The organism is Finegoldia dalianensis (assembly GCF_046255015.1).
Taxonomy (GTDB): Bacteria; Bacillota; Clostridia; order Tissierellales; family Peptoniphilaceae; genus Finegoldia; species Finegoldia magna.
Genome location: NZ_JBDLBQ010000007.1, coordinates 19,110 through 32,618 on the forward strand (window position 1 = coordinate 19,110; position 13,509 = coordinate 32,618).

The window sequence follows — 13,509 nt, forward strand, 5'->3', positions numbered from 1 at the left end:
AAAAACTCCTTAAAAGTTACTTATACCAATTCATAGATGTTTTGGCTAATTCGTTGTTTTTCTGACTTATAAAAAATTTTTTTGCATCATTACCGATACCAAAGCCATACATAATTTCATACTTATGATTAGTTTTAAAACTCATCAAAAACTGATCTTTAGTCATATCGTTATTTTCAAATTTAGTGCCTATATATCGATCTTTTAATACGCTCGATATATTTCTAAACTCTAAATTTATATTGTTTACTGTTACTTTGTATTCGTTTTTATCGTCTTTTATTTTGTTCATACCAAAAAGAGGGCGATTAGATAACATCATTCTCATCATTGCCCCTTCAAAGAATATTTTTATATTACCATCTTGAAAACAAATTTTTCCTTGTATAAGGGGATAATAAGAAGGTGGTAATATGGTATTATCTTTTTTCACTATAATTCCATACATTAGATTATATCCCTTTCGTTTATTTCACAGTATAAATTGTACATTATATCTTTAATTTGTTCGTGCCAATTATCTTTACTACAATAGTTGATATTCATTGCTTCTATTGAATAACCGTTAAAGAATTTACCGTCACTTGATAGATAATTTCTTTTTATTGAATCAGCCACATAATCGATACAGTCCTCTTTTGTCTCAAATGCAAAAGAGTCTCCATAAGGGTTACTATCGTTTGAGTTATACCCAAAAAGATTATTCTTTTCTGTTGCAATTCTGCTATATCCATTACCAGATTCAAGCATTGCTAAAGATATAAGAAAAACACTATTTATACCATAATTTTCTTCTGCTTTATAAAAGCTTTCTCCAAGATTTTCTAAACCAGTATTTTCTAAAAGTTTATTTAATCCGTCAGATGATATGTATGTGATGTGAACAGGGTTATAAATTGGACTACTATACATATCGTTTCTAAAGCTTTCTACATTTTTAATCATTTGTTTTACTTCTTTTTTCCTATATATTTCTTCTTTGCACTTTTCTATTAGCATAGATATTTGACTGTTTTTTAAGTATATTTCATTAACTTCATTACTACATGCAAAAGAGATTTGAGGGATCATTATTGTTGCGATAGTTAATGCTAGTATTTTATTTTTGATTTTCACTTTTAATTCCTCTTTCTTATAGATTTTGATTGAAATTGAGTTTTTAAGGAAAAGAGCCAATATATTATTGGCAGTTTCCTTTAGAAATCGGTGCAATCAATTCGATTTCTCCTGCAAAAAGCAGGTTTAGTAGTATTTATTTATCTTGCATTTTTGTTATACCCACAAAATCGCCAATATCTATCAAATAGGTATAATACTTAGAAAAATGGGCTATTTTTTATCAGAAGTTTTCCGATATATATATAGTAAGAATAAGATTTGTGGTATAGTATAATTAAAGAAAGGTGTGATTTGTGTGACAGATTTAGGAATTTGGGGTAATATTTTATTAATATTTGTGGCATTGGGGATTATATCAATCGTATTTGCAATATTAGGCTTTATATTTAAGCCACTATTTTCAGTAGCAAGAGCAATATTTGAATTTTTTAAGTTCATGTGTTTATGTATTTTGCATTTTTTAACTACAATTTTAGGATTGATACTTGAACCATTCGATAGACGTAAAATGGAAAAGAAGGCAAAATCAATTAAAAAAGATTATATGAAAGAAGATAATAATATGGATGAAACAATAATGACAGATTATTATAAAGTGGAAGAAGATAAAGACGATCCATGGAATTAAAAAAGCAGGCACTATATTGTGCTTGCTTTTTTATATATAAAAAATTATAAGAAAGGTTGAGTTAGTTTTTCCAAAAGCAAAAGATTGCTTTATTTGGAATAAACACTTGGTCTTGTGTGTGATATATTTCAGTTCTGTATATGCTATATGGGTCATTTACGGTATATAAATCATCTTCATAGCCTGTTAAAACGATAAAATGACCACTATCAGTCCAGTAGTTATTAAGTGATGAGTTTTGGCTAAGTATTACAAGACCACCAGTTTTTAAACAATTTCTTGCATCTTCTATACTGTAGCTAAACTGATAATCAAGGCCGTATTTTCTAGCAACAGCAGGGAATAGTTCCCATGATGATCCATTGTTTCCCATGTTATATCCATTAAACATAGCCCAACTTGCTATTTCATTAGGATCTGTGTAGGTTTTAGTTAGTGTACTTACAACCATAGCAGCAGATGTCGGGCCACAGCCTGTGTTTTGAACTATTCCAAAGTCTCCATCACCATATGGGGTATAGGCGAATCTAGGATCTGTTTGATTAAAGTATATAACATCTTGAAAACTCTGTTCTTTTTCATATTTCTCGGAAAGTCTGTGTTTTTTTTCTATTATATTATTGATTAAGAATTTTGTTTTTAGTGATTTATTGTCTAATTCTATTAATTTTTCTGTAATCTCATCATTATCGATGTTCAAGCTGGTACTAGCATAACTATTAGTGTTAACTAAGCATGATAGTAGCAGACAAAGAATTAATATTTTTTTATGTTTTTTAAACATTTTACTAACACCTCAAACAAATTTACATAATTTTATTTAAACAACAACCCAAACATACAAGGTTAAGAATATGTCAGGGCTGTTGTTTTTGCTTTTAGGATAATTTTAACATAACAACTTGATCGGTTTCTAAAATTTCTTATTTATTTTAAAGGAGTCGTGTGAAAAATATTTTTAAAATGTCAAAGAATTACTTATGAGTTGTCTAGTTTTGGAATTAAGTTCCTGAAAGCTAAAAATTTTAGGTGAGAGATGGATGTGTTATGAATCTAAACCAATGAAATTAAACAAATAAAGGAATTTAGCTCATGCTCCATCTCTCAATAGTGTTATACCCAAGATTTTTATAAATTTCAAAAAAATTAAAAAAATTTTATCACTTTTTTAACTTAATGACAGTATTTCTTTCCTTTCCAAAGATATTTATTTTATTTTTCAAATAAATCTCAATTTTCCCAAAGTCCTATTTTTCTCGGGTATAACAAGAACAGAGAAATAAGGGAGACAGTCCTTTTTCAATATATAAAGTTAAAGGAGTAAAAAATGAAAAGGAAAAGGAAAGATATATTTAAGCAAGAAACTATAGATAGCTATAGTAATAAAGTAAAATTACAGGGCTTAATAAGATTAAATTGCGGTGATTCTTCCGAATATAATTCAAAAGTAAAATCATATAGAAATTCAATAACGTTAGAATTGAACGAAAGATTGCCCGATGGAATGTTTGTTTTTTCATCTAAGTTTTTATTAAACCCTGCGGAAATCTATGTTTATGATGAGTCCTGCGAGGATATGTTAATTGATGTTATTAAAGAGCAAATCCTTCCTGTAAAAATGAGAGCAACATATTTGGATTGCAAACGTGTAATAGGCTTAATAAAGGATTTAGAAAAAGATTTGCGACATATTCCAGAAGACATTTTAGATACTAAACTAGATACATTCAAGAAGATGGAATATATAGAAAGAACAGTATTCGAATAATTGGTGAGATAATTTTGGAAAACTTAGATAACGATTTAAAAGAATCATTAAAGAGAATAAAAAAGGGAATAATAGATGTTTTTAAAGAGTTTAATGTGTGTGAAAACCAAGAGCAAGTTGCGGTTTTGAACTATTATATCTCCAAAAACATAGAAGAGGCGACAAAAAGGTATAGAAACACAAAAAAGTTCGAAAATTTAAAGTTTGATAATCTATATACACATCTTATAGAAATAAGCCATGGTGGAAAAGAAAAACAAACAGCACTTCTAAATTACCTATTTTGGATTGGATATGATTCCACAGATTTTAATAATGTTTTTGACGTTTTTCATTCATCTTCTGAAATGTCTGAATATTCTGACATTGTAGATGTAGCTAATAAAATAGAAAGCATATTGGATAACACGTTTATACCATTTTCTTTGCAAGAAGAATACAACAAGATAGATAAATTGAAGTTAAAAAGTATAAGAGAAAGTATGCTTTATTTTCTAAAAGAAAGTAATTATTTAAAAATTGATGAGATTTTAGACAATTTATTTAAAAAGCCCGATTTTATAAAGCTTTTAACCGATAGGTTTAATGATGTGGAAGAATATTTAGATTCCAAGAATTTATTTAAACAAACAAAAAGTTTTTCGAAACTGGATTATAAGGATAAGTCAAAGACGATATTAAATAACAGTTTGAATTATTTATTCGACAAAAACCAATATAAAGTTGATATCGGCTTTGAAATAAACGAATACGATTTTTTAGGTTTTGTTTATTTAATTTATTATGCAGGAAGTTTTCTTAAAGATATTCACAGATATTGTTATAGCGTATTAAATTCAACAAATCAATTGATTTCAGAATATGACTTAGAGGCTTTTCAAAAGCTGGAAAAGAAATATAAAAAAGATAACACAACAATACTTAATACTAGACTAGAGATAGATATTAATACTGCGAATACTGATTATGTAGAGTTTTCTAATCAAGGGAAAGGCGAACTTTTTGAAATAATAGATTTGTTCAAAGATGGTGGTAAAACCAGTAATTTAGAAAATGAAGGTGTAGAGACTATTAATGTGGCTATGGGGGATTTTGAATAATGGATGGATTATTTTTCTATATAACGGATAATACACAAGCTTTTACAAGAGAACACGAGCCTTATGCCTACACTACTAAGATGTTTGAGCAATTGCAAATGCAAGATTATTTTCCATATTTAATACCTAGTAAAATTGTTAGAAAAATGTTCGATAATGAAGATCCGTATAGCAAAGAATTACAATATGCTTTGACAAGAATTCATGAAGATTTTTCGAAAAGAATAGGAAACAATAAATCAGCTATAAATAACAAAGTAGCAATTACGTTTAAGACTAATATAGTCTATTTAACGGGTAAGATTTTATCAGATATTAAGAATTTAACTTTAAATCCAAATGCTGATTTAACTCTTTTTATTAGTTTAAAACCTTTAACTATCACTAACCGTAACATAGAACAGACTATGGCTTTTTGTAACAGATTTAACTTATATAACATTCCTATAGAAAAGTATAAAGAGCTTGTACAAGTTTATATAAATATACAAAAAAAAGATGTTTCATCGTACGGTAATAATTTAATCTATTACGATTTAGTTAATATTACTAATTTAGATTATTTAAACAGTGACTATTTTTTTGAAAAGGTAAAAATGGAAAGGGATTATCAACAAAGAGTGGATAATACAGAACATTTAAATAAGTTTAGAAACATAGTTGGGAAATATAAGGCTGATTTCAAGAATAAAGACTACGGTGGACTATTCTTAGTAGCAACCGATAAAGAGGCGGAATTCAAAAAGATAATAGAAGAAAAAAAGCTTTCAGAAAAAGACTCGATGTATATCAAGATATTACCAAATCAGGAATTGCGTTCAAATGATTTAGGTTTTGTTTTGAGAGACAATAGTTTAATATACTTATCAAAACTTGATAATAACAGGTTTGAAGAAATAAAACAATCGTCAGCTAGGTTTGTATATCTTATTTATGATAGGTTCTATAAATTAACGTATAAAGATATTCAAGACTTATCTTTGAAACAAATAATTGATCCAACAACAAGAGAAAACCACAGTGAAATTATTGAAAATAACGAGGCTAAATATTTGATAAATGGCGAAGTTATAAATACTGATGATAACTCTTTTTCAAGTCGTTTAATAGAAAGATATAAAAACTTATATATTAAAACTAACTTCAATAATGTAATTAAAGATAACAAGATAGACAGAGAAAACTTATTAAGGTTATCATCTAGTCAACAAAATTCGATAAAAATTAATAGTAACTTTTTGAAATGGCAAATATATTATCAACTTCAGTCTAGAGAGGATAATAGAATACAAGATTTTGGAAGTATTGATATATCTTCAAGAATAAATAAAAAGAAATTACAAAATCAGTTTACTGCTGCTTTTGAAATTAAAGATATCGAAAAGATGAAAAACTATGTTTATCCATCAGATATAGATAAGGTTATTTGCCTAATTAGTCTTAAGTTGGATAAGCAAGAATATGAAAAATTGCGTTTAACTGAAAAGAAGCTTGAAGAAAAGATTAAGAATTTCGAAGCGACAAACGATACGAATAATAAAGAAAAGATTAAAGAAGATATCGTAAATATTTTTAAAGATCCTCTAGAAATCATCAGATCGTACAATCTAGTGTTCGAATATGACGGTTTAAATAGAAAGTTTAGAAACTACTGTTCTAACAATAAGATAACTACTAGAAAAAAGATAAACAAGGTTTACGAGGATGAGGTTTTTAAAATATATCCTGTATTCAATCTTTTTAATAACAATATTGTAAAAACTTTTTTAGGCAATTATTCAGATGTTCAAATAGAGGTTTTGAAATCCTTGAAAGAAAATAATGAATTCTTTAGCGATATCTTAATCAAAAAAGAAAACGAAAGAAATATTCTATACGGTTTTAAGGAGTTCTCTTTTAAAGAATTTGTTTGCGAAAATTCCGATTTCTATTTATATCTTGCTACTCAAAAACAAATGAAAAGCATAGAAGATAAAGAGATTTCAAAAGTTAAACAAGATTTGTTAAATCTTCCTATGTATAATAACGGGGTTTGGCAAAATGTAGTTGGTATATCTGATATGAAAGATAAACTAAAAGATAATCTCTTAAATATAAACAATAGAGTAATCAATGACGAGTATAAAATTATATACATTAATAAAATCTTAGAAATAACGGGTGGAAATACTGAACCAATTAGAGATTTCAACAATATGAAATTATCAATACAAAATAAATCACAGGCATATACGAATATTCTTAATGATTATATAAATATTGGTAAATTCTTTATGAAAGATTTTTTAATGAATAATTCCGATATTATAAAGTTTAAGAAGGATTTGGAAAATATTGATAGCAATTTATGTGTGTTCTTCCCAGATTTAGAAAATGTCAAAAAACACATGATAGATAATTTAAAACTAAGCATTTTTGAAAAAAATGGAGTATATGAATCTAATGATAAGCTCGAAGCAGCGGTATTGGATATATCAAAGCAGCTGGAAGAATTAATAGCCACGATATCTACAAGTGATGTATCTACAAATGACATTACTACATTTATTTCGAAAATACGAAATAGTTTTAAAAGCATTGATATGTTGACTAATAATAATTATGACAGATCAATTTTAAAATTTATCGATACATTAGAAAGATATTCTAATTCGAATATCTCAATAAATAGCCTTATAAAGAAATATAAAATATACGAATCGATATTAAGGACTACTAGTTCTCTACAATTAAACTTAAATATCTATGTTGATTTATTAACAAGACAGCAAGACAGTATATTCTACAATATACAATTATATATGAACATAGAAAAAATATTTGAGGAATTTAAAAGATCCGGTATCAGTGGATATTTGGATAGTTATATGGCTCAAAGAAAGGGGATAGTTTAATTGGATTTTAATATTTATGAAGATAAGATTTACTACGAAGATTTTAATGTTAATCTTAAGGATATTTTAATAAATAACGGTTATAAGGTCGAGTATATCGTTGAAGATAATAAGCTATTAAATGAAAGAATGAACTTATCTGAAGCATTAGAAAGAATAGAAAATAAAACGCTAGGTAACAGGGCTTTAAGTTTTCAAGCTAATAATTCCAACATATCGATATTAGTAACCGATAATGAATTAGCATTTGCCGAAAAGAGAGATTTAAGACTTGAAAATAACACTAAAAGAGAGTCTGATTTAACCAGAGAAAATTTCTATAAGAACAACAATCTAGCGACTGATTTAGATACGTTTGAAAAGTTTTCAGAAAAGTATAGAAGTAATTTATTCATTCCTATAGATTTAAAGGATGATTATAAATTCGATGATAGTGAAAATGCAAAAATATATTTTGAATCAGATTTCAAAGATTTTCTATCTACAGTTTTAGAATTTTCTAAAAACAAAGAAAATGCCAATGAAAATACGCTACAAGTTAGAATGTTTAGAGCTTTTGGTATTTATTTCTCCAACACTAACGATAAAAACTTATCTGATAACGAAAACAATAACATTTTACAATCAATGGGTGAAAATAGGTTTTTCTTAGATAAAGATAGGCAAGAATTGACCTGGGTAGAAAATAATAAGAGTGTATATACAAACTCTCTACCATTGATATTTGAGGCAGCAACAGGATATGACTATACAAGTTTTTTTCAATCAATTGAGAAAGATTTAAATATTTCTTTTAAAACATTAGATGATATAGAGAAGAATCAAGATATATTAGCTAAGGCGTTTTCTGATCCTAATAAGTATTTACACAATACAAAAATGGATTATATAAACAATAAAGTTTCAAGCCTATTTAGAGGGGAGTATAGAAATGCTATTGCTGAAAAAACATTAGAAAATCTAGATTCCAACATCTCTAATCAAAGACTTGCACAAACAGATATTAAATCATATATTAAGTTTTTTAATGATAATACAGACATTAAATTAGGTTTAAAAAATTTACCAACAAATGAGAATATAAGCGTTTTAACGGTAAATAACATAATGAGTAATATCTATGTTAGAGATGAAAAGGACATTTATTCATTTGATTTAAGCTCTTATGATAGCTTAAATAACTACACAGAACTTTTTATAGAACTTGCTAATAATACTGTAGATTTGACTAATTCGAAAACATTAAAAAGAATTGATGATAGAGCTTTTTTAAAAGAATTTTCATATTCTTTAAATAAGCTTCAACAATCAACGGGGGTTAATTTAGTAACTTATTCTAACAGTAGTCCTGTAATTAACCTATTAGCTAAGATAGATAAAAATACGCCTTCCCAATCATTCAATAAGAAATTAGACGATATTAAAAATGCGTATATTCCAGATGTATCAAGAATTAACTGGAAAGATAATAATATAACATCTGAAAATGCTATGGCGACTAACCTAAATAACAGTCTTAATAAAAGAACTTCAGATTACGGAACAAAGCGTGTAACAGTTAACACTTATGTAAAATCTAACAAAGATTTCTATGATACTGAAAAATACATTGATAATGCGAGATTTGGCTTAGGTGCTTCGGCATTAAAATCTATTATGAGTAGTTGTACATTAAAAGATGACAGCATTATCTATAACTCAAAAGCAAACCTTTCATATGATTTAAAGAAGTATGTATATAATAATATTTTCCAATTCACAGATACTTACGGAAAATCACCTTTAGATATGTTTAAGGAGATTTACGGTGATGTTTGGGATTATGATAGACATAAAATAGAGCAAGATGTATGGAAATTTGAAAAGACAGGAACGCTATATAACTTTAAAGAGGGCAAAAGAGAGCCTTGGATGAATTCAGCTTTAGGTGTTTATTGTCACAGTAAAGGCATCCAACTAGAAAATATGTTTAGATCAAATGATAAAATGCTAAGCTATTTAGATAATACTAATCCTCAACTAAAAGTAATTTGGGAAAAAGCTATGGAATTTGAAAAAGAAAATGCACAAGCTTTAGAAACATATAACAGTTACAGAAACAAGATAGGGGATTTCAAAAAAATTAGAGAAAATAATCTAGGAACTCAAACTTCTCTCGGCTTTTTCAATGGTAATTTATTAGTTAAAAATATTCAAAAAGAATATGCTAAAAATTCTAAAGTCGTTATTAACAAAGAGAAAGACAATGACTTATTTAGTGCATTGATGAATACAATAGACTTTTATAAAGTAGCTGGAAGTGCAGCTGAAAGAGACAATATAATAAAACAATTACAAGGTAAAACATCACTTCAAGCATTTGACGAGAGACAATTAAATAAAGAAAAGGAATTTAACGAGATCGATGATAAAGTAAACACTTATTTTGATGTAATTGAAAAATATCAAAAGATTACAGAAAGACCATTAACAGATTATCAAATGGGATTATTATTATTGGAGATATCAAAGGTTAGGTCAATGTCTGGTTATAGAATGAGTAACAACGATATGAATTTAACTGTTAATCAAATAAGAACAATTGATACTCGTTCTGGAAGAGATTCTTCTAAAAACTTTAACAAATCCCAACTTTTATATGCAAGAGAAATCGGCTATAGTTCGAGATATTTGTCCGATAAGAATACTGATAGTTTCTTAATGGATTCAGCAACAAAAGCGGTAAAAGACTATTTGGTTGAAAAAAGAAAAATACCAGGAACTATTTTAAAAGAGGTTAATAAAAATAATCCTATAATAAAAGCTAGTATTGATCCAAAGAATAATGAGCCTTATATGATAACAGAGGTTACAGACTTATATAGTAATGTTCAAATGCAACAAGAACAAAGAAACATTTCAAATAAGGTGTATTGCCAAAAATCATATAGAACCAATGACTATAAAAAATATATTAGTTATGATCAATATAATTCTTTAGATGAGGTTAGTAAAAAAGATTATCATCTTTATTTAAGTCCTTTTTCAAAAATTACCGAAAAACAATACAATTCTTTATCTGATAGTGACAAGGAAAGATATCAAATAGGTGCTAAGTCTAAAAAAGAGCAATTTAACAAGAATATAAATAAGAAGATAGATGGATTGAAAGGTTCTAAGGTTAATTCGAAGTTACCATCTGGTGTTGTTAAGTCATGGGTAGGAAATAGTCTAAAGGATTATCCACCAGAAAAAAGAAAAGCCCATGAATACACAATTATAACAGAGGCTACAATAGATGCCCTTAGTGCTTTAAGCTTATGTAAAATTGACAATAGATATGATTACATGAGAGATCTCAATCTAGAGAGTCCAGAAGAAATTAAAGAAAATTTGTATAACCCTTATAGAGACAATCTTCAAAACTCGTTAAAAGATATTGACCTTAAACAAGATAAAGTAAATTTTGTATCAATATTAGGCGTTGGTAATGCTAGAAACTTAGATTTGAGAGATTATTGTTTTCATAATAACATCGATCCTTCGCATGTAATATTAATGCTAGATAATGACCAAGCAGGAACACAAGCCAGATTGAAACTTGAAAATCAGCTTCCAACGGTTAAGTCTATAGTGGTTGATTCTAAAAACGGAATTAAAGATGTTAATGAAATGTTGCAATACAAACTAAAAGAATTGAATGAATCGGGGCTTGATGTTGATTTTGAATCTGGGTTAATAAAAAACAAAAATACTAATGAGGTAGTAAAAACTAACGAAGAGCTTCTATTCAGAATAGGTAAATACGAATTTAACAGTAGTTTACATGATTCAAAAGCGTTACAAAATGAACCAAAAAATATCAGGGATCTGTCTAATAAATTTTTAGCCCAACTATATAACTCAAAAGAATTAAATTTAGAAAGTACGCCAAATCAAATGCAAATGTTAAAGGTTAGAATGGCAATTCTTAAAGAAATTAAAGGTGAATTGTCCGAAATAGAGAAATCTGGAACATATAAATTCCTAGATGAAAATGAAGATAATCTTAAAAACAATGCACTAAAAGAATCGTTAAATAAGATTTTTGATGATGTTCTAAATGAATTTAAAGAAAATAGAGAAGAAAAGGCTAAAGAAAAAGAACAACAAGTTGAAGAAAAGGCAATTGAAGAAAATGTTGAAAATGTAAAAGAAAATATCGATATTGGTAATACAACAGAAAGAGAAGTAGAAGAAGGAATGGAAATGTAATTTTGGTACACACTTTTAGAATAAACCCTATTTTCATATCTTTTTCTATTCGTTATCAAATTAGTAGTAAATTAGGCTTGAGAGGGCTGTTTTATAGTTCTCTCGGCCAATAAAAGGAGATTTATATGATTAAAAATTATTTAAAAAATGGAGAAGATTTATACAATTACACAAAAGATGTTATAGATTTTCCAAAAAACATCATAGACAATGATTATTTGTCTAAATACTTGAAATGCCCTTACATTTATTTTGTAAAAGCATACTATAATTACTCTACAACATTAGAAAATGATTCTGAAATATTATTACCGTCAATGTTGTATTTGAGACTAGAAGATAAAAAATACTTTGATGATATCGTTGGTATTAACTTTAACACTATGAATAAATTTGTTTATTCAAATGATTTAGAAAGTTCAGAAAAGATATATCAAGAATTTAAAGATACATTCTTGACTGATAATCCAGATTTAAAAGAAAGAGCAGAGATTTTGTGCGATGATTTTATGAACAATTTATCAAATGATAGAAAAGATATCATAGAATCTTTAGCAACAGAATCTAAGGAATTAGCTTCTAAGGAAGATTTCTTATTAGAGATAGCTGTATCTTTGTATTTCAAAGATTTAAAGAAAGAAGAATACTATAAAAAGCAAAAAGAACATTCTCAGCTTTATGCTTTTATTAATTTTGATTTCGATTCTACAAGATTTATTCCAACAACTTTTGAAGGAATAGGAAACAAATTAGAATTTGATGATGAAACAATTTCAAATATTGCACCTTTAGATACAGCTTCTATAGAGGCAGCAAGACAATTCTTCCAAATTAATAAAGAAAGCATTTCTAATATTCCAATGAATTTTAAAGATGAGTTTTTCAATATTTTAAAAACAGACCAAGAGGATAATAACAACCTTTTATCATCATCAGGTAGAATTTACGAGAGATTAAGTAATGTTTCTAAAGATAACCTAGTTTACAACAATTTTGACAAGTTCAATATCGCTTCATCTGAAATAGAAGATGTTCAAAGCATAAATAGAGCATCACAAATCAAAGATTGGGAAAAATGGTTTAGCTTTATAGCTAAAAGAATTGATTTTGAAGATGAAAAAACATTTGAAGGTGTTCATCAACTTAGAGAAAAAGAAATCAACTTCTACGATAGAAAAATTGATCTATATCCAACAATTGGATTTACGGTTAACGGTATTTTTGAGACTGACGAAATCTTCAGATACTACTTTACAGATGAACTAGAAGAAATGATTGGATTAGAAAGAGAAAATAAGCTAGGATATGAAGAAATCTTCTATTATCCAATAACAGTAGCATTGGATCAAAATAGAAATGCTAGTCAGGTTAAAGAAACATGGTGTATGTGTGATGTTTCAGAAAATGTAGATGGAAAAGCTAAGTATATCGCAACATTTGTATGGATGTATGACACCCATGAAGTTTCATTTGATAAAAAGGTATATTCAATTTCTAGATTTTTTGCATTTGATAAAGAAGAACTTTATCAAAAACATAAAGATGATTTGGATGTATTAGCTGTTGCTTTTAATAAAAGATACGCTTGGCAAACATTCGCTATGTTCGAATATCCAGGTGAATTAGAAGCAAGATTAGAGATGCAAGATGATCCAGATTATATAAAAGAACAATTAGGTATTAGATATCTCAACAAGAGCGGTGGAACTGAAATTAGAAAGCCATCCGATATTGTTCAAGACGATATAGCAAATACAAAATTTTAAA

The 13,509-nt window shown here is 27.4% G+C and carries 9 protein-coding genes; 6 read left to right on the forward strand and 3 right to left on the reverse strand.

What is annotated here, in order from left to right; translation table 11 throughout:
- Window positions 1–16: 16 nt before the first annotated feature.
- Window positions 17–448, reverse strand: a complete 432-nt coding sequence (locus tag ABDJ34_RS07945; RefSeq protein ID WP_412701972.1) for a hypothetical protein — start codon at window positions 446–448, stop codon at window positions 17–19.
- Window positions 448–1,116 (reverse strand): glucosaminidase domain-containing protein, encoded by a 669-nt coding sequence (locus tag ABDJ34_RS07950; protein ID WP_412701973.1) that lies wholly within the window; start codon window positions 1,114–1,116, stop codon window positions 448–450. Before ABDJ34_RS07950 ends, ABDJ34_RS07945 begins: the two co-directional genes overlap by 1 nt.
- Window positions 1,117–1,414: 298 nt before the next feature.
- On the opposite strand from ABDJ34_RS07950, the gene ABDJ34_RS07955 reads away from it, so the two are divergent.
- Window positions 1,415–1,747: a hypothetical protein gene (locus tag ABDJ34_RS07955; RefSeq protein ID WP_412701974.1), complete on the forward strand. Its 333-nt coding sequence runs from the start codon at window positions 1,415–1,417 to the stop codon at window positions 1,745–1,747.
- A gap of 61 nt (window positions 1,748–1,808) precedes the next feature.
- On the opposite strand, the gene ABDJ34_RS07960 is transcribed toward ABDJ34_RS07955, so the two are convergent.
- The gene (locus tag ABDJ34_RS07960) at window positions 1,809–2,531 is read right to left on the reverse strand and encodes a C39 family peptidase (protein ID WP_412701975.1); all 723 of its coding nucleotides are present in this window, start codon (window positions 2,529–2,531) and stop codon (window positions 1,809–1,811) included.
- A 543-nt stretch (window positions 2,532–3,074) separates the two neighbouring features.
- Between ABDJ34_RS07960 and ABDJ34_RS07965 the strand changes: the two genes are divergently transcribed.
- The 5 genes from ABDJ34_RS07965 (at window position 3,075) to ABDJ34_RS07985 (ending at window position 13,508) form a co-directional block, all read left to right on the forward strand.
- Entirely contained in the window at window positions 3,075–3,515 is a 441-nt protein-coding gene (locus ABDJ34_RS07965) for a hypothetical protein (protein WP_412701976.1), read from the forward strand.
- Between the two features lie 14 nt (window positions 3,516–3,529).
- Window positions 3,530–4,615, forward strand: a complete 1,086-nt coding sequence (locus ABDJ34_RS07970) for a hypothetical protein (RefSeq protein WP_412701977.1) — start codon at window positions 3,530–3,532, stop codon at window positions 4,613–4,615.
- Window positions 4,615–7,509, forward strand: a complete 2,895-nt coding sequence (locus ABDJ34_RS07975) for a serpin family protein (protein WP_412701978.1) — start codon at window positions 4,615–4,617, stop codon at window positions 7,507–7,509. The genes ABDJ34_RS07970 and ABDJ34_RS07975 overlap by 1 nt, the downstream gene beginning before the upstream one ends.
- Window positions 7,510–11,742, forward strand: coding sequence for a toprim domain-containing protein (locus tag ABDJ34_RS07980; protein WP_412701979.1), 4,233 nt, complete (start codon window positions 7,510–7,512; stop codon window positions 11,740–11,742).
- A gap of 125 nt (window positions 11,743–11,867) precedes the next feature.
- Window positions 11,868–13,508: a hypothetical protein gene (locus ABDJ34_RS07985; protein WP_412701980.1), complete on the forward strand. Its 1,641-nt coding sequence runs from the start codon at window positions 11,868–11,870 to the stop codon at window positions 13,506–13,508.
- Window position 13,509: the final 1 nt, after the last annotated feature.

What these genes read in the sequence shown, in the direction of transcription:
- ABDJ34_RS07975 (WP_412701978.1), top strand. Translation starts at nt 4,615, where the DNA reads ATGGATGGATTATTTTTCTATATAACGGATAATACACAAGCTTTTACA.
- ABDJ34_RS07960 (WP_412701975.1), bottom strand. Translation starts at nt 2,531, where the DNA reads ATGTTTAAAAAACATAAAAAAATATTAATTCTTTGTCTGCTACTATCA.
- ABDJ34_RS07965 (WP_412701976.1), top strand. Translation starts at nt 3,075, where the DNA reads ATGAAAAGGAAAAGGAAAGATATATTTAAGCAAGAAACTATAGATAGC.
- ABDJ34_RS07945 (WP_412701972.1), bottom strand. Translation starts at nt 448, where the DNA reads ATGTATGGAATTATAGTGAAAAAAGATAATACCATATTACCACCTTCT.
- ABDJ34_RS07985 (WP_412701980.1), top strand. Translation starts at nt 11,868, where the DNA reads ATGATTAAAAATTATTTAAAAAATGGAGAAGATTTATACAATTACACA.